A 26,350-nucleotide genomic window follows, 5' to 3' on the forward strand; every position below is an offset into this window, starting at 1 on the left:
ATTCAGTTCGCGGATGCCGTTGTTGATCAAAGCGGATGTTTGACCGATGGTCGAGCCTAGCGCTTTTACATTTCGTACCTGTAAAACGTCGCAGCATCCCTCGACTAGCGCAGTATTGTACTTGGAAATTGCCCAGAGTTCCAATCTGAAATTGTTGAATATCTGGCTAAACTGTTCCGGTTTCTCGCTGTAGTGTTCTTTGATCTCCAAAACAATTAAAAATTCCGGCTAATCCAGCGCCTATCTCCATGCATCAATATAAAAAAGCCCATCATCTGATGAGGTTTTGATCGGGTTGAATGGGTTAATCGGCAGCTTTGGCTTTTTCGGCCCAGTAATCTGCCTGTGCTTCATTAATCTCGACCCCCAGGCCATGTTCATAAATACAAGCCAAATCGCGCATGGCCTGTGCATCACCGAGTTCAGCCGCTTGCTGAACCAAATTTACCGAGGTCGGAATATCTTTTTCTACCACATTCCCACGACGATAATAGCCAGCCAGCTCCAGAATTGCGCCTGCATGTTTCTGTTCGCTTGCTTGTTTCAACCAGTAATAGGCTAACTCAAAGTGAGTTTTGGAATCTTCAGGATCATCTTCCTGCACGTCTTTGGCATAGACGGTATAGCCTTCGCCCAACCAGTACATGGCTTCCAAGTGACCATTTTCAGCGGCTTTTAAGGCCCATTCTTCAGCCAGCAGGTTGTCATCTTCATGCTCGCTTTGCATATACAATTCAGCCAGCTCAAACTGGGCATCGGCTTGGCCTGCAAGCGCACGGTTAATCAGGGCGGGAGGAACTGTGATGGCGTCCGACATGGTCATATCCAGAAAATATTTGCTATAAGCCTAAAAGGTCTGCCGGAAAAAAGCCAATCTGAAATGAAATGTTTTGAGTCATAGCGCAAAATTGCTCGCTAAATTGTGGTAATTTTCAACTTTTAAAATATCAAGTATAGTGCAAATTACTATATAAAATTACAACAATAGCCTTGTATTTTAACCCTAAATTCTCCGAAGATAAGATTTTAAACGGTTATAAAAATCGAGTTTCTATGCAGCTCACTAAAACCTGTCTTAGCTTGGGGTTAGCCATGAGTATCTCTCAGTTTGCTTTTGCAGATTGGGTGGATGATGCCCTACAAAAGTCGAGCAGCATACCATTCAATTGCGTCATCATATTCACGCCAATCCTGAACTTGGCAATATGGAATTTAAAACGTCGGAACTGGTGCAAAAAGAATTACGTTCTTACGGCATTGAAGTGAAAAAAGGCTTTGCCAAAACCGGTGTGATTGGCGTATTAAAAGGTGTAAAACCGAGCCCGATTATGGCCTTGCGTGCCGATATAGATGCCTTACCGATGGAAGAAAAAGCCCAGGTACCTTTTGCCAGTAAAGTCAAAGGTATTTATCAGGGCGCAGAAACACCGGTTGCGCATGCCTGCGGACATGATACCCACACTGCCATGTTGTTAGGTGCAGCTAAAGCACTGGCAGAAAATAAAGATAAAATTGCCGGAACCGTGGTCTTTGTATTCCAGCCTGCGGAAGAAGGTGGTGCCGATATTGATAACTTCCTGAATGGTGATCAGGTCGGTGCACGTAAAATAATTGCCGATGGCGCACTGAATAATCCAAAACCTGAAGTGATTTTTGGGATGCACGTGATGGCGGGTATGCCAAGTGGCAATATTTTCTATAAAGATGGTGTGGCTTTAAACAGTGCCGACAATATTCGAGTGACTTTAACCGGTCAGCAGGTACATGGTTCCATGCCGTGGAAAGGACGTGATTCTATTGTCGCCGCGGCCGATATTATCCAGAATGTACAGACTATGGTGTCTCGTCGTGCTGACTTGAGTAAAGGCATGGGCGTGGTCAGTATCGGGCAGATTCAGGGTGGTACCAGTGGTAATATCTTGCCTGAACAGGTGTCAATGATCGGGACCATTCGTTCCAACCATGAAGATATCCGTCAAAGCATCTACAAAAACCTGCCAACCATGATTAATCACACCGCGCAAGCCAATGATGTAAAAGCCAAAGTAGAAATTTCACCGTATGCACCGGTCACAACCAATGATAAAACCTTAACTGAATTGATGGCGCCATCTTTAATTCAGGCCGCGGGTGAAGGTAAGGCGCATGTTTTAGAACATAACCAGAGCGCCAGTGAAGACTTTTCTTATTATGGCCAGCTGATGCCATCTTTATTTGTATTCCTGGGTGCGACACCAGCTGATCAGGATATGAGTAAAGCCGCACCGAACCATAACCCGTACTTTATTGTCGATGATAAAACCTTAAAAACCGGGGTAGAGTCGCATATGCGTTTTATTCTGGATTATCCAAAAGTTGCCAGCCAGGTACAAAGTGCATGGAAGGCTAAAAAATAATGGTCTTGAACCTATAAAACTCAAGAGAAAAACGGAGCAAATCGGCTCCGTTTTTTATGGCTCATAGATAGAACAATCAAATATCCGCTTTGAAATATAAAATTGAGCAGGAGAGAGTTAGGTAATAACGATGGAAGTTTAACGGAACCCATATATCAAAATAGCCTAAGTTATTTAATCTCTTTTACCTCTCAGAACCTGATCATGCGTTAATTATAAAATGAAGATTAAATATTCCTTGTTTGCGTCTGTTATGACTTAGAGAGAAAACCAGGATAAGGGAGTTTTTGATTTATCAGAGGATGGATAACAGCAGTCGATGTAAACCAATTCATCTTTAATTTAAATTACTTACAAAAATAGAGTTGAGCGGAGCCGTAGCATTTTTTAAGTTAGACCCATACAACGGAACAAAAAAAGAGAAGAAAAAAATGGTGAACTTTCTAACCGCAGAAGATGCAAAAGTGCTTTCGGCGCATGCCAATCTGGACATCAACCTGTATAAAGCGCGTTTAGCCAGTTTAATTGAAGAGAATGCCAAGCAGGGCAACACTGCAGTATTTACGGTATTGCCCAAACATTTGCCTTTGGAAGAAATTCGCAATCTCTCTGCCGAACTGACCCAGCTTGGTTATCAGGTACGTTTTGAAGTCAGTGAATTCTTTTACAGCTTTAATGTGTACTGGATTTAAACCCGTTCGAAATTTACGAGTTGGCCTGATAGTCCTGAATGACTTCTAACGCCGCACGGAAGGCCTCTTGCGTAGCCGGTGCGCCGCAATAGGGCAGGCTATGTAGCAGCACTTCCTGAATTTCTTCCACTGTCGCGCCATTATTTAAAGCCCCGCGTACATGACCTTTTAATTCAGTCGGGCTTTTGAGCGCAGTTAAAAAGGCAATTGTCACCAGTGAACGATATTTGCGCGGCAATACATCTTCACGTTGCCAGGTAGAACCCCAGGCATGTTCATTAATCCAGTCCTGCAAAGGCTGGGTAAACGGCACAGTATTGTCCTGCGCACGTTTCACAAAACTTTCACCCATGACTTCTGTACGTACTTTTAAACCATTGTCATAATCTTGTTGTGACATCTTGTTTCCCTCAATATTGTTTTCGATGTAGCTTAACGGCTTATGTAGTCTATACCATTGGAAGATGGTCGTAGAATGCCTGTCAGAAGTGTCATTTCCAGTCCATAAAAAAGTGGCCCGAAAGCCACTTTATTCAATATTCAGCATATAACTAAAAACGGATAAACGGTTCCGGATCCTCTTTATGATGATCTGTGGCCAGTTGTGCGGTGCCACCGGTTTTCGGTTCTGCCGATGCTGCCGGAGGATGAGCTTCCGTATCGACACCTAAAGGTTCAATTAAATGCGGATTGTCTAGTGGCAGGGTCTGTTCCAGCTGCATATCGAAAATATCGGTCAAAATACTGTCAAAGCGCTGCGCGTTATAACTGAGTAGCTGGCTAGCTTCTTCGGGTTGAATCGCGCCGGTATTTAGGGCATCGGCAATGTGTTCTTCAAAACTGAGGCCATCAAAACTGCCTTTGGCTTCAGCTTTTTTAAAGCGATCCCACAGCGGTTCAATCTCGGTTAAGCTCTGGAAGGTACTTTCCATCCGGCCAAAGACATCGTCCGGGTCCGTGTTATAGAAAACATGCTGTTTCAGCTGCTGGCGAAAAGCATTATCCTGCATCATGCTCATGGCCACATCACGTTTCAGCTGATCGCTTGGTGGCTGCAAGGCACGGCCCCACGGGAAGCAGATCAATTTCACGACGCCAGCCGCCAGTTGCATAGGGAAATTATTGAACAGTCCAAAGAAGGCTTCTTGTGCATTAAACAGTGCTTTGTCTAAAGCCAGTTGCGCATGCAGTTGCTCATCTGCGGTTTTTTGCCCATGTGCATAGTATTTTAAGATGGCGGTGGCAATAAACAGCTGCGCATGAATATCGGCCAGGCGTCCGGACAGCATTTCCTTGCGTTTAATATCACCGGCCAATAAACCCAGACACATATCGGCAGTCAGGGCAAAGGCCGCACTAAAACGGTTGATGGTTTTGTAATAAGGCCGGCTAAATTCATCGGCTTGTTGCGGAGCATCGGATGAACCGCCAAACCAGCCAAAGGCAAATGCGCGCGCAGTCCGGTTAAGGGTATAGCCCAGATGATGATAGAACAGTTCATTAAATTGTGTCAGCGCGGCATCTTTATCAGGGGCTTGTAGCAGTTGTAATTCTTCATACAAATACGGATGGCAACGCATCGAACCCTGGCCAAAAATCATCAGCGAGCGGCTTAAAATATTGGCCCCTTCAACGGTAATGGAAACTGGAATGGCCTGATAGGTCAGCGCCAGAAAGTTCCGTGGACCCAACTGGATGGCGCGGCCACCGACCACATCCATACCATGATTAACCACACGGCGCATAGACTCTGTGGCATAGTACTTGGCCATCGCGGTCATCACGGCAGGTTTGCCGCCCTGATTCAGTCCACAGGTCACCAGATAGCGAAAGGCTTCCAGCATATAGGTTTCACTGGCAATATCACTGGTGACTTCCTGTACGCCTTCAAATTTCCCCACCGACAACTTGAATTGCTGGCGGATTCGCGCAAAAGCACCGACATTTAAATAGGTTATTTCCCCGGCAGCGGTTGACAGTGCCGGTAAGGAAATCCCGCGACCGACGGCCAGACATTCCATTAACATGCGCCAGCCTTTACCGGCATTTTCCACACCACCGATAATCCAGTCGAGTGGAATAAACACATCCTGACCTTCGACCGTGCCATTCATAAATGGTGAACCGGGATGATGGCGCGGCCCGACTTTCACTCCGGCGTGATTGGCCGGCAGCAGCGCACAGGTAATGCCGTAGTCGGTTTTAGTCTTATCGCCGAGTAAACCGTCCGGATCATACAGTTTAAAAGCCAGACCAATCACGGTGGCAATGGGTGCCAATGTAATCCATCGTTTGGAGAAATTCATTTTCAGACCCAGTACGTGCCGGCCTTCAAACTGGCCATAGCAGACCACGCCAGTATCGGGGATGGCACCGGCATCGGAGCCGGCTTCCGGGCTGGTCAGCCCAAAGCAGGGAATTTCTTCGCCTTTGGCCAGACCGGGCAAGTAACGTTTTTTCTGCTCATCGGTACCGTAGTGCAGCAGCAACTCACCCGGGCCTAAGGAATTGGGCACCATACAGCTGACCGCGGCGGTTAGGGAGCGTGAGGCAATTTTGCTCATAATCCGGCTTTGCGCAAAAGAACTGAAAGCCTTGCCGCCGTATTCCTTGGGAATAATCAGGCCCAAAAATCCATGGGTTTTAATAAACTGCCAGGTTTCAGGAGATAAATCTTTGTGCTTATGATGGATTTCCCATTCATCCAGCATGTTGCACAGCTGTTCCACTTCATTGTCTAAAAAGGATTGTTCCTCCGCACTGAGCGTAGGATAGGGATATTGCTCAAAGGTATCCCAGTTGGGCGCACCCATAAACAGCTCTTTTTCCCACCAGCTGGTGCCGGCATCCAGTGCTTCACGTTCGGTGCTGCTCATGCTTGGCATGGCTTGTGACAAAGCCTTATACGCGGGTTGGGTGATGATTTTCATGCGCAAGGCATCCACCATCACAATTATGCTCAGCACAATTAACGGAATGCCTAAAATTAAGGACCAGGGATTAATAAAGGCAGAGACAATACTGACCGCGATCAGGGTCATGGCACCGCTGTTGCGAGACAGCTGAAAATAGAAAATCGCCCACAGTGTAAAAACAAGAATGACGATACTGAGTATAAAAAGCATTATTGTATTTCTCCCGGCTGCTACAGCATCACCGTGCCTGCAAGGAAAAATGAAAGAAATGCTGCTTCATTTTGTCTGAAGTCATCCGGTGAAGGCTGTTCTTGGAACGTCGGTATCGTTTTTTTAAATATCAAGACCATTAAAACGATTGCTAAAAACAAACTCTATGGATGAAGATTGGTTGAAAAATGATCGCTATTCAAGTAAAAACGCGCAACGAAATGTGAAGATAAGTAAGGGATTAGCAGCTAGGTCAAAGAAGGATAGAAATTTATTTCTGATTTGAATGGGGTGTTTTTTTAAAGATGAGCCGTCTTTGGATTTAAGAGGAAATAGATGATCTCTCTGGGCTAAAAATTCTGATTCGAGGACGAAGTAAAAATTTAAGTAAAAGATGACCTTGTAAAAAAGCCCCGAATCCGGGGGCTTGTTTTCTCAGCTTAGTTTTCTCAGCTTATGCTTCGATGGTTTGTACACTAATTTTCTTGGCAGGATCAGTCTTGCGACGTACTTCTGGAACTGGCTCGCCGTAGTATTGACGGTCTGCAAAATAACTTGAACGCACCATTGGTGCAGACCAGATATTTTTAAAGCCCAGTTTGCGGCCATGTTCTGCATAACGCTCAAATTCTTCTGGTGTTACAAAGCGGTCAATTGGTGCGTGCTGTTTTGATGGCTGTAAATATTGGCCAATGGTCACATAATCTACATCATGTGCTCTCAGATCATCCAATAATGAAATCACTTCTTCTTCAGTTTCACCAATACCCACCATCAGGCCACACTTGGTTGGAATTTCTGGGCAGTATTCTTTAAACATTTTCAGCAGGTTTAAAGAGTGCTGATAGTCTGAACCTGGACGCATGGCTTTATATAAACGTGGCACGGTTTCAATATTGTGGTTAAACACATCTGGCGGACATTCAGTCATAATGCGCAGCGCAATATCCATACGGCCACGGAAATCCGGAACCAGAATTTCCAGCAGGGTATTCGGACTTAAGGCACGGGCTTCTTTAATACAGTCAACAAAATGCTGTGCACCGCCATCAAGCAGGTCATCACGGTCTACCGAGGTAATGACCGCATATTTCAGGCCTAAGTTGGCAATGGTTTCTGCCATATGACGCGGCTCATCCGGATCAAGCGCATTCGGACGGCCATGGGCAACGTCACAGAACGGACAGCGACGAGTACAAATATCACCCATAATCATAAAGGTTGCAGTACCGCCACCAAAACATTCTGGCAGGTTCGGACAGGCTGCTTCTTCGCAAACGGTATGCAGTTTTTGCTGACGCAGTGTCGATTTGATCCGTTGAACTTCTTCTGGTGCCGCCATCTTGACCCGAATCCAGTCCGGTTTGCGCGGCGTTTCAACCGTAGGCACAACTTTTACAGGAATACGAGCGACCTTTTCTGCGCCACGAAGTTTAACACCCTGTTCTGGTTTACGGTTTTCAGACATATTCAACTTTTCCACTGTTTTGACGGGGGAGATATTCGAAAAATAGCGCCTCCATTATAACGGACTTGGGTGCAAATAGGAAAAAAACGATATTCATTTAAAAAATGTGGCTATCACGCAATATATGCTAGGTAAATACAGAAAATCATGATGTTTTCAGTCATAATATGCATATGAGATATAAACAGAATAGATTAGTTTAAGGAGCGTTGAATGCCACGTAAAAAAGAGGTGGTTGCCGGAACTTTCGTTAAATATGATGCGGTGGTCTTAGGTTCTGGTCCTGCAGGTGAAGGCGCAGCAATGAAACTTGCCAAATCGGGCATGCGTGTTGCTGTGGTGGATATGCGTGAGCAACTCGGCGGTAACTGTACTCACGTGGGCACAATCCCAAGTAAGGCGCTGCGTCAGACGGTATCCAGCATCATCCGTTACCAGCGTGATCCGATGTTCCAGAAAGTGGGCGACTGGAAACAGTTCACCATGAAACAGGTGCTGCGTAATGCACATAAAGTGATTCAGCAGCAGGTCGATACCCACTCGCGCTTCTATGACCGCAATAAAATTGATATCTATCACGGTCGTGCTTATGTGCAGGACAAAAATACCGTGCTGGTATTCAGTCCGGAAGGCATTAAGGAAACCCTGATTTTTAAGCAGCTGGTGATTGCAACCGGTTCACGTCCGTATCGTCCAGAAATTTTAGACTTTAACCATCCACGTGTATTCGATTCAGACAAGATTCTGGATCTGGATTTCTCGATTCAGAAAATCATCATTTATGGTGCCGGTGTCATTGGCTGTGAATATGCCTCGATCTTCATTGGTCTGGACCATAAAGTCGACCTGATTAACACCCAGCATAAATTGCTCAGCTATCTGGATGATGAAATCTCCGATGCCTTGTCCTATCACTTGCGTGAACAGGGCGTGTTGATTCGTCACAATGAGCAGATTGATCATTTGGAAACCTTTGATGATCACGTAGTGCTGCATTTGCAAAGTGGCAAGAAAATCAAAGCCGATGCCATCTTGTGGTGTAACGGCCGTTCAGGCAATACCGATGGTTTAGGCCTGGAAAATGTTGGCTTAAAACCAAACAGCCGCGGTCAGCTGACGGTAAATGAGCAATATCAGACTGAAGTAGAAAATATTTTCGCTGCTGGTGACGTGATTGGCTGGCCATCTCTGGCGTCTGCTGCCTATGACCAGGGTCGCTGTGCAGGGGCCAACATGAGTGGCGAAGAAAATGTGGCACCGGTGACTGATATTCCAACCGGTATTTATACCATTCCGGAAATTTCTTCAATTGGTAAGACCGAGCAGGAACTGACTGAAGAAAAAATTCCGTACGAAGTGGGTCAGGCTTCTTTCCGTCATCTGGCACGTGCGCAAATTACCGGTGATACGGTTGGTGAACTGAAAATTCTGTTCCACCGTGAAACTTTAGAAGTATTAGGTGTACATTGCTTCGGGAATAACGCGGCAGAAATTATTCACATTGGTCAGGCGGTAATGAACAGCCCGAACAATACCATCAAGTATTTTGTAGAAACCACATTTAACTATCCAACGATGGCAGAAGCGTATCGTGTGGCGACCTTAAATGGTATGAACCGTCTGTTCTAAGCGGTTGCTCATACTGAAAAACCCGTAAACACAGTTTGCGGGTTTTTTTATGGTTGGATGAAAAGGATAAATATCCTGCAGTCAAAGTCCTGAACACGGGTGCATATTCAGTATCTCTAGTTCAGTTCCTGCTTAAAAAGGTCGGCTTCCGGCAAGGCTGATACGTTTTAACAGACGGCGCTGTTCGGCCGGAAATGGACGGCGGGAATGCAGGGTGGCCTGATTATCCCAGAACACAATATCACCGACTTCCCACTGATGCTCATAGGCAAATTCTGGTTGAAGCAGATGGGCACGTAACTGGGCAATCAGTTCGCTACCAGCCTGATCTTCATAGTTTTCCAGTTCCACTTCGGTATGGGTATTGAGCCACAAGGCTTTACGCCCGGATTCTGGATGGGTGCGCACCAAAGGATGTGGATAGGCATGGCTTAAAACCGGTTGATCTTTAAAGCGATACAGCGGACTGTTGCCATAAACGCCGTCTTGCGACGAGGCTTGGGTTTTCTGCCGGCGAACAAAAGGGTTGTAAGTAATTAATTGTAGCTGGTTGATATGTGCCTGAGTGTCGGCATCTAGGGCATTATAAGCTTTGATGGTATTAATCCAGCTGGTCTGGCCACCATTTTGTGGCAGTTCAATAGCATAGAGCAAAGAGCCAAAGGAGGGCAGCGGTGTCCATTGATGATCGGCATGCGGGCTTAATTCACCATGACCAGTATAATCGCCTTGTCCTACTGCATTGGAAACAGGCACGACATCGGGTGGTACACCGCTATCATCCTGCGCGGCCAGTACAGGCGTGTCGGCAGCGGGACGGAAAATTGAACCGAAATAGGTGGCAAAGGCCAGATACTGTAAATCATCCAGCTGTTGCTGTTTGAAAATTAAAACTAAATGTTCTGCCAAGGCCTGTTTCAGCCGGAAAATGGTTTCACCCGATTGAGCCTTGCGCGCATCTAATCCATACACCACCGCACCAAGAGCCTGGTCAGTGTGTGGAACAATACGGATTTCGCTGCCGTCCTGGAATTGATTGGCCTGATGCCAGCGCGGTGCATGGTGAATGGCTTGGGAAAGTTGGGTCAGACTGGTCATGTTTAAGTTTTTCTCTCAGTGTTATTGCTTCAAGAAAATTTAGAAAAAAACGCAGGCCAAATAAAATCAGAAGAAATGCTAAACTTATGAAAAGGCTATAAAAATAATTAAATATATGATTTATATTCTTTTAATTAAAACAGCAAACCAAATAACTGAATTTGCTGTTGATGCTGCGGGTTTTTAAACATTAATGTGCACAAAACGCCTGATTAAAGTATTCAAACAGCTGCGGGGTTTTCATCCATAACAGCAGCGATAAAATAAAAAAGCTGATAATGCACAGGCCAATCAGAATTTTTAACAGCGACATTGAATTAGTCATGCACCACCGCCTGTTCATTCACAAAGAAATGTACCCAGACGCCAAAAGCACTTAGCGCAATCGAGAACATCCAGATGGCATTATAGTTACCGGTTAAGTCATGGTTCAGGCCGCCCAGCCAGCCACCAAGGAACGAACCAACCTGATGGGTAAAGAACACAATCCCACTGAGCATGGTCAGATATTTCACCCCGAACATATTGGCCACAATGCCGTTGGTCAGTGGCACGGTCGATAACCATAACAGTCCCATAATGACACCAAAGCCATAAATTGTCCAAGTACTGAGCGGTAACAGTAAAAAGGCGATAATGGCAAGACCACGCAAGCCATACAGCCACATCAGTAAATGAGGTTTGGAATATTTGCCGCCCAGCCAGCCAGCCGTATAGGTGCCGACAATATTGAATAAACCGACTAAGGCCAGGAAGATGGTGCCGGTGGTGGCGTTAAACCCATGATCAATTAAATAACCCGGTAAATGAATACCAATAAACACCACCTGAAAGCCGCAGACAAAAAAGCCCAAAGATAAAAACCAGAATGGCTTGTGGTTTTTGGCAATCACCAGAATCTGCTTAAATGTTAACGCCGGTTGCGGTTTGGTGGTCGCTGCATTCGGGTCGGTATACATCGGTGCTTTTAAGGTCCATGCCAAAGGAATTAGCAGGGTCATTAGAATGGCGCTAACCACCAGTGCACCTTTCCAGCCTAAATTCTGCAATAACAGCAGTGTGGTCGGCAGCATAATAAACTGACCGAAAGAACCTGCCGCACTGGCAATTCCCATCGCCAGACTACGTTTTGAAGGATGTGCAGCCCGGCCAACTGCAGACAGTAAAATCGGAAAAGAGGTGGCAGAGAGCGCCAGACCTAAAATTAAACCGGCACTTAAATTCAGCAGCCAGCCAGTCGAGCTGACCGCCATCAGCAATAAACCCAGTGCATATAAGGCACCACCAACGGCGACCACAATTTTACTGCCATATTTGTCGGCAAAGGCGCCGGTAACTGGTTGTACCGCACCCCAGATCAGGTTTTGCATGGCAATGGCCAGACTAAAGACATTGTGCCCCCAGCCAAATTCATGGCTCATTGGCACCAGATACAGGCCAAAGGCATGTCGTACCCCCAATGACAGCGCCAGAATAATGGCACTTCCCATCAGCATATAAATCAGGGCTTTGGAAAAACGGGTATCTGACATAAAAAGTCCGGCAGCCAGGAAAGACCTGCTTATGTTAGTAGATTGCCGCGTGGGAGGCGATAGAATAAAAATTAAATAAAAGATAAAATTTTTTTATGGCTGCATCAAAAAAGACAGCCCGAAAGGCTGCCTGATGATGGACTGAAAATTAAAGCCTAGAAACGGATACCAATACCGGCATAGGCCAGAATCGGATTCACTTCAATATCGGCCTTAGAACGAATAAGTTCGCCATGTGTGGCATCGGTCACGGTAATGGTGGTGTCATTTTGCAGATGTGCATAGGACAGCGAACCAACTGCAAACCATTTTTCATTAAAGTCATAGGTAAAACCAACCGTGGCTACTGGTGCGAATGCATCCGAGGCTTCAAGTTCAACCTTCGGATTGGCATTACTTGGTGTGCCTTCCAGGGATGCACCGGCTTGACCCTGTTTGATATTGGCAATCATATGACCGGCGGCAATCAGATCCTGTTCGGTACGCGGGTTAATTTCCAGTTCGTTAAAGTAGGCATACATTAAACCTAGGCCGACATAAGGACGGAATTTATTCACGCCGGTTTTGCCAAAGTGATATTGAAACTCAAATGCTGGTGTCCAAGCACGTGCCGAAGCTGCAGGACCATGCGCTTCTAGATCGGTAATGAAAATATCATTTTCAAGCTCTAAATTTCCTAAAGCTCCGCCCATAGGTGTTGCAGTTGCTGAAAAAGGTGCATAAATTTTTCCTTTGCCTTGTAAATCGACTTTAGGCGGAATACCAGCTTTCATTTCAAAAGAAATATTGTCGGTAAAAAAGTAATTGGTCATGATGCCCAATGTGGTGACATCATCGGCTTCTAAACCCGTACCTGGATTATCCCATTGACTGAGTCCACGGATTTCAGCAGTTCCACTCAGTGCTGAGGCGACATCAGCATTAATTAAAGCTAGCCCATCAAGAGTAGCCTTTAAGAAAGGATTGACGCTACTTCCTGGTTTGATATTGTCGAGCACCGTTTGTGCTTTGATATCTCCAACTTTTGCAGTTTCACCTTCTTTAACCGATGTGTTAACTCGGAAAGGTTGGGCTTTACCTTGTGGCATGACATGTAAAGCACCGACCGATACAGAAAAGCGTTTAAATCCATCACCATCTTGCAGGCTAAAATACGGTGAGGCATAAGAAACAGCAGGTAAGGCCAACAGCGTGCTGGTAAATAATAAGGTCTTCTTCATATAAGGGACTCCATGTCCAATTTGTTGCTCGTTTTTATAAGGGCCATTATTTAATAGTTAGATAAAGCAAGACTGTTGTTTTTGAAGAAGATTGTTTTATTACATTTGTAACATTATTGAAATAACTTTGCTGCTCTGTGACTTATTTATGACTTGTGTAGCTAGAAATAGTGATACAGTTTTTAGGGATGAAACCTAAATCTTTAGATAAGTTGTTGATTAATAAATTTTAAGTAGGAATTTTGGGTGGTAAAAAAGGCCACATCAATGTGACCTTTCTGACAATTTTTTTAGTTTTTACGCCAATGACAGCTTATGACTAGAAACGTGACAAGTCTTCTTCAGGACGTGCAGTCAGGACTTCCAGACCGTCTTTAGTCACTAAAATAGTGTGTTCATATTGCGCTGAAAGTTTGTGATCTTTGGTCACCACGGTCCATTTATCGCCCAGTAATTTGGTTTGCCAAACACCCGCGTTTACCATTGGTTCAATGGTAAAGGTCATGCCTTCTTCTAAAATCATGCCGGTATCTGGCTGGCCATAATGCAGCACTTGCGGTTCATCATGAAAGGTTGTTCCAATGCCGTGACCGCAATATTCGCGCACCACACTAAAGCGCTCAGATTCGACATATTTCTGAATGGCATGGCCAATATCACCAATGGTCGCGCCCGGTTTTACAACTTCCATACCGCGGTACATAGCTTCCTGTGCTACTTTGCATAGACGGTTGGCAAGAATAGAAGTTTCACCACCAACGATGTACATCATGTTGGTATCGCCGTGGTAACCATCTTTAATGACCGTGACATCAATATTCAGGATATCGCCTTTTTTTAATGTCTTGTTTTCAGATGGAATACCGTGACACACCACGTGGTTTACCGAAGTACAGATGGTATGCTGGAAGGCTGGACGACCTGGGGCTGCACCATAGCCCAGGCAGGCTGGAATGGCATTTTGTACATTGACAATATAATCGTGACAAATCGTATCAAGCTCAAGTGTGGTTACACCCGGTTTGATATGTGGCTTGATCATATCCAAAACTTCCGCTGCCAGTCGTCCCGCTACCCGCATTTTCTCAATTTCATCTGCGGTTTTAATTAATCGACGAGGCGCTTGATAAGTACTGTTCATGATCTCTAAAAACTTTTGGAAATTTATATGTGACTATGGTATAAATAGCCGCCCATTTTATCAAATGCTTTTTCGTGAATAAATTTCGCGGGCATTGTGCGATGGGGCAACAAAATCCGCACATATATCGTCACATTACTCTGGGTGCCCTTTGGGGTGGAGAATGCGGATATATGGAGGCCTAACCCAAACTTTAAGGTAAAGAAAATGGCAGATTACAACGTAAGCATGCGCGACCTTCTACAAGCTGGCGCGCACTTTGGTCACCAAACTCGTTTCTGGAACCCAAAAATGCGTCAATACATCTTTGGCGCGCGCAACAAAATTCACATCATCAACCTTGAGCACACTGTTCCTGCGTTAAATGATGCTTTGAACTTCGCTAACCAATTAGCAAGCAAAAAGAACAAAGTTTTGTTCGTTGGTACTAAACGTGCTGCTTCTAACATCATCCGTGAACAAGCTCAACGCGCTGGTCAACCATACGTAGATCACCGTTGGTTAGGTGGTATGTTGACGAACTGGAAAACACTTCGCCAATCTATCAACCGTTTAAAAGATCTTCAAACTCAATCCACTGACGGTACTTTCGCTAAGCTGACTAAACGTGAAGCTTTAGAGCGTAGCCGTGAGATGGAAAAACTTGAACGTGCTTTAGGCGGCGTTAAAAACATGGGTGGTTTACCTGACGCATTATTCGTAATTGACGTTGACCACGAAGCAATCGCGATCAAAGAAGCGAAAAACCTAGGTATTCCTGTAATCGGTATCGTTGATACAAACTCTAACCCAGACAACGTAGACTACGTTATTCCGGGTAACGACGATGCGATCCGTGCAGTAACACTTTACGCTTCTGCTATGGCTGATGCGATCATTGCTGGTAAAGAGTACGCTCAAACCCAAGCAAATGCTCAAGCGAAAGGCGAAGAAGCTCCAGCTTCTGAGGCTTAATGCGTTTTTGACGCAAGCTTGTCATTTTTGCGACATGTGATGGTGGCAAAGTAAGCGTCATGTATGCAGGCGGCCCATGAGTATCCTCTGGGCCGTTTCTGTTCTAAAAAGAATTCATTTTCTACCGAATTAGGAGATTCACATGACTGCTATTACTGCAAGCATGGTTAAAGAATTGCGTGACCGTACTGGTTTAGCAATGATGGAATGTAAAAAAGCTTTGACAGAAGCGGGTGGTGACATCGAATTAGCGATTGACAACCTTCGTAAATCTGGTCAAGCAAAAGCTGCTAAAAAAGCAGGTAACATTGCTGCTGACGGTGCGATCACAATCGCTCAAGAAGGTAACAAAGCAATCCTTCTAGAAGTAAACTGCCAAACTGACTTCGTTGCTAAAGACGAAAACTTTGCTGGCTTCTCTGCGAAAGTTGCTGCTGCTGCACTTGCTGCTGGCGAAACTGACGCTGCAAAAATTGCTGAACTGAAACTTGAAGATGGCCAAACTGTTGAAGAAGCGCGTATTGCTCTTGTTCAAAAAATTGGTGAAAACATCCAGGTTCGTCGTGCGCAAATCATTGAAGGTGAAAACCTTGCAGTTTACAAACACGGTCTGAAAATCGGTGTTGTTGTTGCTTACACAGGTGAAGCTGAAACTGGTAAAGGTATTGCAATGCACGTTGCTGCGTTCAACCCGGTTGCAGTAACTGCTGAACAGGTTCCTGCTGAGCTGATCGCGAAAGAGAAAGAAATTGCTGAAGCAAAAGCAATCGAATCTGGTAAGCCAGCGAACATCGTTGAAAAAATGGTAACTGGTTCGGTTGAAAAATACCTGAACGAAGTTGTTCTTGAGCGTCAAATGTACGTAATCGACAACGAGAAGAAAGTTGCTGATGCATTGAAAGCTGCTAACACAACTGTTGCTCAATTCGTTCGCTTCGAAGTAGGTGAAGGTATTGAGAAGAAAGCAGAAATGAGCTTCGCAGAAGAAGTTGCTGCTGCTCAAGCTGCTGCAAAATAATTTATTTTGCGAAAAAGCCCCGTTTCGGGGCTTTTTTTATGACCAAGACAACAACAGGAAGAACAATGTCGAAGAAAACCAATATGGGCATTGGCGCAGTAATTGCGCTGCTGGTTGCGGCTTATTTAGGTATCGACCTACAACCGCAAAACTCCGGTTCAAATACCTTCACTCAACAGCAGTCTGAAACCACACTGCAAGCTCCCGTTCAGGATGATACCGCCAAAATTGCCCAAGCCTTTCAGCAACGAAAAAATGATGTACAGGTACAAGCTACTGGTACAGTAGTGGCACTGTTAAGTGATGACAATGAAGGTTCGCGCCATCAGCGTTTTATTCTGGAACTTGGCAATGGGCAAACCTTGCTGGTTGCCCACAATATTGATTTGGCTCCACGCATCGACCGTCTGCAAAAAGGCGATACTGTCGAGTTCTTTGGTGAATATGAATATACCGACAAAGGTGGCGTGATTCACTGGACCCATCATGATCCGCAAAAACGCCATGTTGATGGCTGGTTAAAGCATCAGGGAAGCATCTATCAATAAGCCCTCCAGCACTGGAGCAAAATGCTTCCTGATGTGTAAGCGTCTTTAGGTTTGGACATCCAGATGCGTGGTGTGCTGGCGAGATTTCCAGGATGGTAAAATCTTGCCTAAATAGGCATCCATACACCAGAGCGGTCCAATCAGCAGGAATTGCAGATCTTTAAAGAACGATGGTTTTTTGCCTTCGACCTTGTGGCCATAGAACTGTTCAATCCAGGCAAAAACAAACAGCGCAATATAAAAACCAACACCAACCGGTAAAATCCAGATTAACCAGGCCATCACCAGAGTCAGTGCTGCCATGGCCACGGCCAGTACCAGATCCAGGCGTGCATAAAAAATAAAGGCCAGCACCAGTAACAGGGCAGTAAGCAGGGCGCTGAAATGCGCAATGATGCCAATAATGGAAAAATAGATGGTCGGTACACAGACCCAGTGAATCAGTTTATTGGTCTTGTTTTGATGACTTTCGCTATATTCATCCAGCCATTCTGAAATTGTTTTCATGCAGCACTCCTTTTGCATTATTTTTCTGAGTTTTCAAGAATGTTCTCACTATAAACGAGAAACAGAAAACGGTCAAAATTGGCCGGCAAAAATACCTGAAAATCTCAAAATGAGGGAAATAGGGAAATTCCTGTATAAAGGAATAGGGCTAAATGCGCATAGGATGCGTTTTAAGCGCAGAAAAAAATAAAAAGCTACCTAAGGATTCAAAAAGGATGAAAAGCACGCTAAGCGTGGAAATGAATGCAAATCTGTATTTTTTGAACAGATCATTCACTTTGATGACCAGATCAGCGTATTTAAAATCCAAAAAATGGATAGGGAAGTAAGCATCTTTCCCTGAATTTGGGCATTAAAAAAGCCACCTGAGGTGGCTTTTGGGTCATATGGTGCAGGAGCTTAAACGGGTATTAGGAGTTTGGACCATCTACACGTTCAATGCTGACTTTGGCTACGCCGGCATTGGTAATGCCTAAACGTTTCGCAGCACCGTAAGATAAGTCAACTACACGGTTACCATGGAATGGACCACGGTCATTAACCTTAACGATTACGCTTTTGCCATTGTTCTTGTTGGTCACACGGATATAGCAGTTCAGTGGCAGGCTGCGGTGTGCTGCAGTCATGGCGTTCATGTCGAATGTTTCGCCGCTGGCAGTTTTACGACCGTGGAACTGACGACCATACCAGGAAGCCATACCAGTCTGGCTGAACTTACGGACAGTATTCGATGCTACGGTGTTTAACTTTTCAATGACAGAAGGCTCTTCTTCTGGGATTTCAATTTTTGCAGCGATGGTTTCGCGGCGGATTTTATCGCCAGAACGTTCTGTAATTGAAAGGCTATTTAAATTAGAGAAGTGAGTATTAAAGCTTTGTGCTTCTTTGTTCAGCACACGGGCAGCCAGGCTAGAACTTTCATTGTCGTTATTGAACGATGATGACTGTACCATTTCGGCTTGCGACTGACTTAAGGTAAATACCGTCGACAGCGCCAGTAAATATTTAATTGAAGAATGCATATGTTTAAAACTCCTGCAGCTTGATGCCGTGAATCAACCCTAAGTGGTTGATATAGCAGACATCATGCCTGTTATTTCACTTTTGCAACCATATTTGACGAAATGGATAATATTCATCGTTTACTAAAGGTGTCTAGTCTTTACACGGAAATAACGACAAAAAATACCAAACTTTTACCTCTTTTGGTTAAAAAATAACCAATATTGTAACAAAGTGTGTGAAAAGTCGTTTTTGTGCGCAAAATCTCGTAAAAAAATCTTGACTTTGTAACTTTTGAGTAAAAATAAGTTCTTATCGACTGACAATTTCAGTACCCAATAACCAGAGTGCAGTGGCATACATACGGCTGCGGTTATAGGTGGTAATCACCTGAAAGTTTGGATAGGTGATGTAATAAATTGGACCATAATTTTCTTGTAATTGAATGACATTGACCAGATCGAGGTCATCAATTTTCACAATCGGATTCAGCGGACTGATGCCCTGATTTTTCAGCACACCATACGGGGTAGGCAAGGTTAGATCTTTGGCAATCACTGCATCTGGAGTTGAGCCGCTATAACGAGCAGGGAATGCAATCGGCTGATTACGCTGCCAGCCATGCTGGGCCAAATAGTTGGCAATCGAGCCAATCGCATCTACTGCTGAATTTCTTAAATCAATATGTCCGTTGCCATCATAATCGACGCCAAATTTAGGAATATTGCTTGGCATAAACTGCGGATAGCCAATTGCACCGGCATAGGAACCGACCACAGAATGGGTGGCAACGCCATCTTTATAGCTCCAGGCAATTAGTGCAGACAGTTCGCTCTGGAAATATTCGGCCCGGCGTGGATAGCCAAAACCTAAAGTGGCCAGCGCATCCCGGGTAATAAAAGAGCCTTTATTGGAACCAAAACCGGTTTCAACGCCTAAAATCCCCAGAATAATCGCTTGCGGCACGCCAAACTGCTGTTCGGCACGATTCAGGGTATCGGCATATTGCTGTTTGAAACGCACACCACGTTGAATGGTGCTTTCAGCCAGAAAATTGGTTTTATAGGCATACCACGGTTTGCTTTCACCGGGACGATTCATGATGTTGATAATATTCGGCAGATTTTTGGCACCGCTCATGGCGCGATCAATCTGCTCGGAACTGAGCCCATACTGCTGCATGGTTTTTTGCTTAAAGTTTGGATAGTCCGGATGGCTGAGGAAGTCATTGGCCTGAACAACACTGGATAAGGAAAGAGCACCAACAAATAAAGAAAGACGCTGTAATTTTTTATAGAAATAACGATTCAACATATTGGTTCAATTTCCCAATGTATTATCAATTTAGTGACAAAAAGCAGATGGTGTTTAAAAATTAAAACAGGTTGAGCAAAAGTGTCGATTTAAAAAGACAGTTCACACAGGCAATTAAGATAACATTCATTCTGGCGCTACAGGCAAGCGCATATACAAAAAGTGACAAAGCCTGTCTAAAAAATGCGCGCTGTTTGTAACAAAGTTCAACCGGGGCTTCATCCTCCCTCCTTTATAGAGAAATGTTGCGGGAAAAGTGGCATAAAAAAACCTGACCGGAGTCAGGTTTATTGAAGGTGTTTCTACTTATGCATGAAACAGGGTGTCGTGATATTCCGCCAACGCGACCAGTTCATCTTTGGTCAGATTTGGAATAATTTTATCCACCGCAATATGTACAGCTTTAATAACCGCAGCTGAGCCAATATCAGCTGCTTTACGTTTGATCATGCCCAAATCGAGGGTTTTATTAAAGTCATTCATAAAATGACGCACAGTAGCTTCAGCAAACTGTTTATACAACTCGGCCAAAGCAGACTTGTTAATGTCTTTGCCGGCTTTAATCTCGGTATAGGTGTTTTTCAGATTGGTCACCAGGCTGGCATCTAAACTTTCACCGACACGCGTATTGCCGTCTACATCTTTAAACAGGCTGCGTTCAGAAAATTCAATTGATTGCTTGACCACATCGTTCGGGGCTTTACTCAACAATTGCTTGAGTAACACCGCTACGGTAGATTTGACATAACCAGCCAGTTTTTCCGCAGTATCGCGTTTGTCACTTGGCGGGAAACGGCGGACAAGCTCGGTTAAAATGGCATCAATGATTTCATCATTAATCATTAATGCTGTTTTATCACGTAATGGATACAGCGGTTCGCTTGAATTTTTTTTCTGCTGCGCAGTTTGAATGGTATTTAAAAGTTCCTCGGAAGGAATAAAACCAAAAAATGGCATCTGTTAACCTCAATGTTTTTTTATTGTCGCACTAAACGAATAGGGCGAGGCATCCATGTTAAATCCGATACACGACATGGATTAATGTCTAATCCGCCACGACGTGTATAGGTGGCATACACCATCAGTTTTTCAGGATTCAGGTTTTGCCAGATGTCGGCAAACATCTGTTCAACACATTGCTCATGAAAACCGTTATGCTGACGGTAAGAAATAATATAAGCCAAAATACTGCGATAACAAGGTTTTTTACCCTGATAGCGGATAAAAACTGTGCCCCAGTCAGGTTGACCGGTGACCGGACAGTTACTTCTCAGTAAATGTGAATACAGTTGCACTTCGACCTGTTCGTCTTGCTCGGCATCGTGCTGTAATAAGGACGCATCCGGATGATTTTCCAGTCGGGTCGGGCTTAAGTCATCAATACATATGCCTTCAGGATGGCTAATTGCCAGATCATCGACAGATAACAGTTCCAGATTGACCTGTGCCTGTGCCGCGGCTGATAAATCCTGCTCGACGGTATTGATCAGCGCGTCTGTTGAAGCAAAGGTGCTAAAGTTCAAACTGTTGAAATACAGCTTTAAAGATTTCGACTCGATTAAATTTGGTGAGGTGGCAGGCAAGTGAATCCGGCCAATAGCAACTTGCGGAACGCCGGCTGCATTTAACCAGGACATCTCAAAGACATGCCACCAGTCTTTACCTTGCTGAATACCAGCCACATGCGCATATTTTTCCCGCGCTTCAGCACGCGCAATCGGAAACAGCACATCAGGTTGATAAGTTGTAGGGTACTGAGTGTCTTTACCCAATAAAGAATTTTCTACGCTCATTATTCACGCATTCCTGAACCACGGGAGAGTAAATGATAGGCAATGCCATATAACACAGCACAGCATAATGTAATCACGCCTAGGGAAACGGTCACGTTGACATCGCTATGTCCTAAAATGCCATAACGGAAGGCGTTGACCATATACACCACAGGGTTAATTAAAGAAAGGTTTTGCCAGAACGGCGATAATGCACTAATTGCATAGAACACACCACCTAAATAGGTGAGCGGTGTCAGCACAAAGGTTGGAATAATGGAAATGTCATCAAATGATTTGGCATAGACCGCATTAATAAAACCGCCTAAAGACAGTAATAATGAAGTGATCAGGACGGTATAAATGGTCACAAACCAGTTGGTAATGTACAGGTCGGTGAAAAACAGACTCATTAAGGTCACAATAATGCCGACCAGTACGCCACGACACACTCCACCCAGCACATAGCCCCACAAAATGGCATGTAATGGCACCGGACTCATGATCAGTTCTTCAATGCTTTTCTGGAATTTGGCACTAAAGAAACTAGAGGAGACGTTGGCATAACTATTGGTAATGACCGCCATCATGATCAGGCCGGGCACAATAAACTGCATATAGCTAAAGCCGCCCATTTCCCCAATACGTGAACCGACCAGATTACCGAAAATCACGAAATATAGACTCATGGTGATGGCCGGTGGTAACAGGGTTTGTGGCCAGATCCGCATAAAACGGCGGATTTCCTTATGAACCAGCGTATACAGCGCAACTCTTAATTGATTAAAGTTCATTGCGCGACTCCTGCAAGATTTTTCTCTACCATCTTCACAAATAATTCTTCAAGACGATTGGCCTTGTTGCGCATACTGCGCACCTGTACCCCTTGTGATTCCAGTAACTGGAACAGCTCATTCACGGTATGGGCCTTGTCCATAGTCACTTCCAGGGTCAGCGGATCGACCAGATTAAAACGTACCCCGATAATATCCAGATGAATGGGCTGAATCGGCTGAACTAGATCGAAAATAAAGGTTTCTTCATTCAGCTGGTTCAGGAAGCCTTTCATGGTGGTGTCTTCTTTAATCACACCGCGGTCAATAATGGCAATCCGGCGGCACAGCATTTCCGCTTCTTCCAGGTAGTGGGTGGTCAGAATAATGGAAGTGCCACTATTGTTCATTTCAATCAGGAAATCCCACATCGAGCGGCGCAGTTCGATATCGACCCCGGCGGTTGGTTCATCCAGAATCAGCAATTTCGGTTCATGCATCATGGCGCGGGCAATCATCAAGCGGCGTTTCATCCCGCCAGATAGCATTCGCGCTTGCGTGGCACGTTTATCCCACAGCCCCAGTTTTTCTAAATACAGTTCGGCGCGCTGCTGCGCCACTTTTTTGGGAATACCGTAATAACCGGCCTGGGTCACCAGAATATCAAAGGTTTTTTCAAAATGACCAAAGTTAAACTCTTGTGGTACCACGCCCAGACACTGTTTGGCTTGAGAGGGATGGGTATCCAGATTGTGGCCAAAAATTTCCACGGTACCCGAGGTTTTCTTGGTTAAGGAGCTAATGATACTGATCGTTGTAGATTTGCCTGCACCGTTGGGACCCAGCAGCGCATAAAATTCACCTTCAGGTACAGTCAAATTGATACCTTTTAAGGCCTGAAACCCATTGCGATAGGTTTTAGACAAGTCTCTTAACGTCAATGCATCAGTCATGAAAATCTCGCATGGTGTAGGGAGAGGCTATTGTGAGCGATATTGCCCAATAAACCAAGTAATCTACCGGGAATTCTGCATCGTATATTTGGAACGATTGCTTAAAGCATAAGCATAAAAATAAAGAACTTATATATAGTTGCTTTACCTTGTGCATTTTTTTGTTATGATGTGCGACGCGCGCTCGTAGCTCAGTTGGATAGAGTACAAGTTTCCGAAGCTTGGGGTCGTGGGTTCGATTCCCGCCGGGCGCACCAAATTCTGATCAATAAAAAACTATAAAAATTACCAAGATTCAATCATTTAAAACTCTTTACTTCAGTTTTGAACCGAAATCCTTTCCATAATCTGGCTTGAATAACGAATGCTGAACCATCATCGTAGGACAGTGCTTATTGGTCTGCCTTTCTATATTTGGTTAAAAAGTAGTCATTGAGCTGCATTTTCTTTGCATTTTTTATCTTTATTTGGATTAAAGAATCATCATTTCTAGATTTTTATCGCCTCATCACCCACAAAATAGAAACATCCGCTTTAAGCTTTACATGAGGACAGAAAGGCTGAATAAAAAACCTCTTTAATCAGAAAAAATCTCGTCGCTATACCAGATCAGTTTAGTGAGATATAGAAGCACCTAAATTTAAATAATCTATATGATTTTAAAATATTTTTTCTTTATATGACTGGCATTGAGATGGCATATCAAAAATAAGCATAACTGTCGGATGAATTCGCCATAGCCGGAAGCGATTTTTCAGCCTATAAATGTCGCAGGGTAAATTACTAAAACACCATAAGAGTCAGAACAATGGGTTATATCGTTAAATTAATTCCTGAAGAAGTCTATTTTGTGCCGAATGATCATGAAATTGGCATGACAGAATCGCGTGAAAAAGCAATTGCAGAGGGTCTGTTTTTCGAATATGCCAATGCGCGGGCAAAAGTCAGGCTGTTTAATAAAGACCTGGTTGAAAATATTGATTACATCATTGAATCGACCAGCGAAGATCCGGTGCAACTCAAGTAAAGCTAGACATAATCCAAGAAAAATAGTCACAGAAAAAGGACGCTGAATTGAGCGTCCTTTTGATGAATAGGGGATCAATGAGTCGTATCTAGCTTATTCATTATGGATGATTCGGTTCCTGATACACAATCAGGGCCGTTAAAATAGGAACTGCGAAGGCTGGAATTAACAGCATAATCCAGTACTCGACGCTTGGCATGTTGCTCAAGAATTGATACACGATAAAACCTAGACCTAAAACTGCAAACAGGCAGAATGCAAACAGAATAATAAATTTTTGCATCTTCAATTCCTCTTTTTAATTTAATGTCTCAAGTCCACTATAACGGATAACGCAGAATTTAGAAAAAGACTTATGTTTCATTCTGTTGCCGGCGATTATTTGCTATCAATCTAGCGATAGAGCAGGGTGAAAATGAGAGCAGATGCGCTGAGAAAAATAAGGCTGAATTTCACGACAGAAATATAATAAGCCTGATTAAGTTTTGTTCAATAGGCTTTTTGCTATACAAATGCTGAGAAATGTTAGAAGGCTTGCCAATCCAAGCCGAAGGGGACTATAGTGAACCTACAGTAGGTCGCAAAACAAAGACGCTACGATGTAGTTGGACGGATCAATGACAGCTTGTTGAGTTTGTAACTCCGGTTCAAACAATAGATCTAGCACTAGCCTTCCAACATAAAAAAGCTCGCAGCAATGCGAGCTTTTTCTTGCTTAAAATAACGATGAATTGAGCGTCACATTGAGCAAATTGTTAAGAATAAGAAAAATCGGATAAAATGTTAAACCATAAAAATCAATCACTTATTTTTAATTATACTGACCTAATAAAGCATAGAATTAACATTGTCAAACAAATTAACAACTCTGTTTAGTCAAACTTGAATCAGCTATGCTATAACAAATTGTCTTCAAGAAAACCAATGATAAGAGGAAATAATCATGAGCCAATTAATTGATATTACAGTAGAAGATCAGTATCAGCACCGTTATGATGCCAAAGCACAGCTGCGTCAGATTGCTGAAAATGCCAAAACAGCTGAATTGCCGTTATTTAAGAAAATTGACCATATTATTGTCGAGGATGAAATTATCCTGCCAAGTATTGAATTATTTTTTGAAAGCCAGAAGAGCAATAATATTTATAAAATTATTGAATAGAAAGAAACTTAGCATTTGCTAAGTTTCTTGTTTTAAGCTGGCCTAAGCGGTTTCAAACTGATTCAGCACATGCGCCAACAGTTGATAAAGCGCCAGACGATTTTTATTGGCCTGCTCAACTTCTGTTTTATTTAAGCGGATTTCTTTTTTCAAACGACCTTGTGTACGTTGTTGTACACAGACATGCTGCGAAGATACCGGATCATTTTTAAGCGTTAATTGTGGGCCTTGATGATAATGAAACAAGGCATGCAAACATTGATCCAAGCTCGGATAAAAATGAGAAATGGTTAAGGCGGTGAGGTTCGCAGACTTAGGGATATGCCGACTCATACGTCTTTACTCTTTATTTATAAGTGGCCTGATTCTAAAAGACTTGTGCCCATTTTGCATGCATAAAGTTGTAAAAAGCGATGCTTGATCTTCAAGGACTTCAAAACAGGTGATGATTTCACTTTAACCGCTTTAAATCAGGCTGACATCCACATCGTATTTATGAAATTCCTGTAAAATGCTGCGCAGCATCTGTTGGGCGGTTTCATCTGCGGCGTTCAGGATGATTTCCTGATTGCGAGTGCTATCGAAGCATTCAATCGCCTGAATCAGCCAGCGCTGTTCATGTTCGGTGCTGTGAATGATGATACGGCGGGGCTGTAACTGTGCGGAAACCTGACGTGGAATGACATGGGTAATGGCCAGCTGAATCTGCTTGAGTTCGTCTTTAGGACTTAAAAAGGTGATGACCCAGTTTCCGACTTTGCTGAGTTGCATCGGATTATCAAAGGGTTCAAATTGCAGGTAGTGCAGGGCAGACATGCTTCATTCCCAACAGAATACAGAGCTGTTGTTATGCCGTGCTGTGGCCAATCTCACTATTGGTCTTAAGTCTTAGTGTTTTAAGAAAGGATTGCTTATTTTTAATTATTTTTCTAAAAGCTGAACAATAACCGCTATTTATAAAAGTTTTTAGCATGTATAAAGAAAATTCTTAGATGAAAAAAGACTTAAAGTGAAGCAAA

Annotated in this window: 26 protein-coding genes, 1 tRNA gene and 1 pseudogene; 9 read left to right on the forward strand and 19 right to left on the reverse strand. The window is 43.9% G+C overall.

Translation table 11 applies throughout. The features are described 5' to 3' along the window. Positions 1 to 304 precede the first annotated feature (304 nt). Positions 305 to 817, reverse strand: coding sequence for a tetratricopeptide repeat protein (locus FTU67_RS02895; protein ID WP_180054973.1), 513 nt, complete (start codon positions 815 to 817; stop codon positions 305 to 307). 236 nt (positions 818 to 1,053) lie between these two features. On the opposite strand from FTU67_RS02895, the pseudogene FTU67_RS02900 reads away from it, so the two are divergent. Together FTU67_RS02900 and FTU67_RS02905 are read left to right on the forward strand one after the other, a co-directional pair. Then, positions 1,054 to 2,396 (forward strand): annotated as a pseudogene (locus FTU67_RS02900) (amidohydrolase). 431 nt (positions 2,397 to 2,827) lie between these two features. Next, positions 2,828 to 3,088 (forward strand): hypothetical protein, encoded by a 261-nt coding sequence (locus FTU67_RS02905; RefSeq protein ID WP_005179143.1) that lies wholly within the window; start codon positions 2,828 to 2,830, stop codon positions 3,086 to 3,088. 13 nt (positions 3,089 to 3,101) lie between these two features. Here the strand turns inward: FTU67_RS02905 and FTU67_RS02910 are convergent, their stop codons facing one another. From FTU67_RS02910 to lipA, 3 genes are all read right to left on the reverse strand, one after another. Further along, positions 3,102 to 3,488 carry a carboxymuconolactone decarboxylase family protein gene (locus FTU67_RS02910; RefSeq protein WP_104484600.1) on the reverse strand — a complete coding sequence of 129 codons (387 nt, stop codon included), beginning with the start codon at positions 3,486 to 3,488 and terminating at the stop codon, positions 3,102 to 3,104. Between the two features lie 151 nt (positions 3,489 to 3,639). Further along, positions 3,640 to 6,213 (reverse strand): acyl-CoA dehydrogenase, encoded by a 2,574-nt coding sequence (locus tag FTU67_RS02915; protein ID WP_180061381.1) that lies wholly within the window; start codon positions 6,211 to 6,213, stop codon positions 3,640 to 3,642. 454 nt (positions 6,214 to 6,667) lie between these two features. Continuing rightward, entirely contained in the window at positions 6,668 to 7,681 is a 1,014-nt protein-coding gene (gene lipA, locus FTU67_RS02920; protein ID WP_180061382.1) for a lipoyl synthase, read from the reverse strand. A gap of 213 nt (positions 7,682 to 7,894) precedes the next feature. Between lipA and sthA the strand changes: the two genes are divergently transcribed. Next, the gene (gene sthA / locus FTU67_RS02925) at positions 7,895 to 9,310 is read left to right on the forward strand and encodes a Si-specific NAD(P)(+) transhydrogenase (protein ID WP_005179136.1); all 1,416 of its coding nucleotides are present in this window, start codon (positions 7,895 to 7,897) and stop codon (positions 9,308 to 9,310) included. Positions 9,311 to 9,442: 132 nt separating this feature from the next. Here the strand turns inward: sthA and FTU67_RS02930 are convergent, their stop codons facing one another. From FTU67_RS02930 to map, 5 genes are all read right to left on the reverse strand, one after another. Then, the gene (locus FTU67_RS02930) at positions 9,443 to 10,408 is read right to left on the reverse strand and encodes a TauD/TfdA family dioxygenase (protein ID WP_180061384.1); all 966 of its coding nucleotides are present in this window, start codon (positions 10,406 to 10,408) and stop codon (positions 9,443 to 9,445) included. Between the two features lie 190 nt (positions 10,409 to 10,598). Further along, positions 10,599 to 10,733, reverse strand: coding sequence for a hypothetical protein (locus tag FTU67_RS14165; RefSeq protein WP_005179131.1), 135 nt, complete (start codon positions 10,731 to 10,733; stop codon positions 10,599 to 10,601). Next, positions 10,726 to 11,940 carry an MFS transporter gene (locus FTU67_RS02935; protein ID WP_168395926.1) on the reverse strand — a complete coding sequence of 405 codons (1,215 nt, stop codon included), beginning with the start codon at positions 11,938 to 11,940 and terminating at the stop codon, positions 10,726 to 10,728. The genes FTU67_RS14165 and FTU67_RS02935 overlap by 8 nt, the downstream gene beginning before the upstream one ends. A 155-nt stretch (positions 11,941 to 12,095) precedes the next feature. Beyond that, the gene (locus FTU67_RS02940; protein WP_180061386.1) at positions 12,096 to 13,160 is read right to left on the reverse strand and encodes an OmpW family protein; all 1,065 of its coding nucleotides are present in this window, start codon (positions 13,158 to 13,160) and stop codon (positions 12,096 to 12,098) included. 319 nt (positions 13,161 to 13,479) lie between these two features. Further along, complete coding sequence (map, locus tag FTU67_RS02945) at positions 13,480 to 14,301, reverse strand: type I methionyl aminopeptidase (protein ID WP_075175260.1); 822 nt, start codon at positions 14,299 to 14,301, stop codon at positions 13,480 to 13,482. Between the two features lie 207 nt (positions 14,302 to 14,508). Between map and rpsB the strand changes: the two genes are divergently transcribed. The 3 genes from rpsB to FTU67_RS02960 all read left to right on the forward strand — a co-directional run bounded on the left by rpsB (position 14,509) and on the right by FTU67_RS02960 (position 16,821). Then, positions 14,509 to 15,255 (forward strand): 30S ribosomal protein S2, encoded by a 747-nt coding sequence (gene rpsB / locus FTU67_RS02950; protein WP_005179120.1) that lies wholly within the window; start codon positions 14,509 to 14,511, stop codon positions 15,253 to 15,255. Positions 15,256 to 15,397: 142 nt separating this feature from the next. Next, positions 15,398 to 16,273, forward strand: coding sequence for a translation elongation factor Ts (tsf, locus tag FTU67_RS02955; protein WP_005179118.1), 876 nt, complete (start codon positions 15,398 to 15,400; stop codon positions 16,271 to 16,273). 65 nt (positions 16,274 to 16,338) lie between these two features. Then, positions 16,339 to 16,821, forward strand: coding sequence for a DUF3465 domain-containing protein (locus FTU67_RS02960; RefSeq protein ID WP_075175261.1), 483 nt, complete (start codon positions 16,339 to 16,341; stop codon positions 16,819 to 16,821). Between the two features lie 45 nt (positions 16,822 to 16,866). On the opposite strand, the gene FTU67_RS02965 is transcribed toward FTU67_RS02960, so the two are convergent. The 7 genes from FTU67_RS02965 to FTU67_RS02995 form a co-directional block, all read right to left on the reverse strand. After that, on the reverse strand, positions 16,867 to 17,328 hold the full coding sequence (locus FTU67_RS02965) for a DUF962 domain-containing protein (RefSeq protein ID WP_180061387.1): 462 nt from the start codon (positions 17,326 to 17,328) through the stop codon (positions 16,867 to 16,869). A gap of 410 nt (positions 17,329 to 17,738) precedes the next feature. Next, entirely contained in the window at positions 17,739 to 18,350 is a 612-nt protein-coding gene (locus FTU67_RS02970; protein WP_005179113.1) for a septal ring lytic transglycosylase RlpA family protein, read from the reverse strand. 292 nt (positions 18,351 to 18,642) lie between these two features. Beyond that, positions 18,643 to 19,644 carry a lytic murein transglycosylase B gene (gene mltB / locus FTU67_RS02975; RefSeq protein WP_180006455.1) on the reverse strand — a complete coding sequence of 334 codons (1,002 nt, stop codon included), beginning with the start codon at positions 19,642 to 19,644 and terminating at the stop codon, positions 18,643 to 18,645. A gap of 306 nt (positions 19,645 to 19,950) precedes the next feature. Next, on the reverse strand, positions 19,951 to 20,601 hold the full coding sequence (locus FTU67_RS02980; protein WP_180061389.1) for a hypothetical protein: 651 nt from the start codon (positions 20,599 to 20,601) through the stop codon (positions 19,951 to 19,953). 20 nt (positions 20,602 to 20,621) lie between these two features. Continuing rightward, complete coding sequence (queF, locus tag FTU67_RS02985) at positions 20,622 to 21,437, reverse strand: NADPH-dependent 7-cyano-7-deazaguanine reductase QueF (RefSeq protein WP_180061390.1); 816 nt, start codon at positions 21,435 to 21,437, stop codon at positions 20,622 to 20,624. Beyond that, positions 21,437 to 22,210, reverse strand: coding sequence for an ABC transporter permease (locus FTU67_RS02990; RefSeq protein WP_005179108.1), 774 nt, complete (start codon positions 22,208 to 22,210; stop codon positions 21,437 to 21,439). Before FTU67_RS02990 ends, queF begins: the two co-directional genes overlap by 1 nt. Then, positions 22,207 to 23,142, reverse strand: coding sequence for an ABC transporter ATP-binding protein (locus FTU67_RS02995; RefSeq protein WP_005179107.1), 936 nt, complete (start codon positions 23,140 to 23,142; stop codon positions 22,207 to 22,209). The genes FTU67_RS02990 and FTU67_RS02995 overlap by 4 nt, the downstream gene beginning before the upstream one ends. A 180-nt stretch (positions 23,143 to 23,322) precedes the next feature. Between FTU67_RS02995 and FTU67_RS03000 the strand changes: the two genes are divergently transcribed. Together FTU67_RS03000 and FTU67_RS03005 are read left to right on the forward strand one after the other, a co-directional pair. Beyond that, positions 23,323 to 23,399: transfer RNA gene (locus tag FTU67_RS03000), tRNA-Arg, on the forward strand. Between the two features lie 551 nt (positions 23,400 to 23,950). Beyond that, complete coding sequence (locus FTU67_RS03005) at positions 23,951 to 24,169, forward strand: hypothetical protein (RefSeq protein WP_075166960.1); 219 nt, start codon at positions 23,951 to 23,953, stop codon at positions 24,167 to 24,169. A 100-nt stretch (positions 24,170 to 24,269) separates the two neighbouring features. Here FTU67_RS03005 and FTU67_RS03010 read toward each other — a convergent pair whose 3' ends face one another. Further along, on the reverse strand, positions 24,270 to 24,452 hold the full coding sequence (locus tag FTU67_RS03010) for a hypothetical protein (RefSeq protein ID WP_005179103.1): 183 nt from the start codon (positions 24,450 to 24,452) through the stop codon (positions 24,270 to 24,272). A gap of 660 nt (positions 24,453 to 25,112) precedes the next feature. On the opposite strand from FTU67_RS03010, the gene FTU67_RS03015 reads away from it, so the two are divergent. Further along, positions 25,113 to 25,331 (forward strand): hypothetical protein, encoded by a 219-nt coding sequence (locus tag FTU67_RS03015; RefSeq protein ID WP_180061391.1) that lies wholly within the window; start codon positions 25,113 to 25,115, stop codon positions 25,329 to 25,331. Positions 25,332 to 25,373: 42 nt separating this feature from the next. Here the strand turns inward: FTU67_RS03015 and FTU67_RS03020 are convergent, their stop codons facing one another. Further along, the gene (locus FTU67_RS03020) at positions 25,374 to 25,664 is read right to left on the reverse strand and encodes a hypothetical protein (protein ID WP_005179099.1); all 291 of its coding nucleotides are present in this window, start codon (positions 25,662 to 25,664) and stop codon (positions 25,374 to 25,376) included. 132 nt (positions 25,665 to 25,796) lie between these two features. Further along, positions 25,797 to 26,147, reverse strand: a complete 351-nt coding sequence (locus FTU67_RS03025; protein WP_016659196.1) for a hypothetical protein — start codon at positions 26,145 to 26,147, stop codon at positions 25,797 to 25,799. Between the last annotated feature and the right edge of the window lie 203 nt (positions 26,148 to 26,350).

Source organism: Acinetobacter sp. YH12132 (assembly GCF_013418645.1).
GTDB classification, from domain to species: domain Bacteria; phylum Pseudomonadota; class Gammaproteobacteria; order Pseudomonadales; family Moraxellaceae; genus Acinetobacter; species Acinetobacter indicus.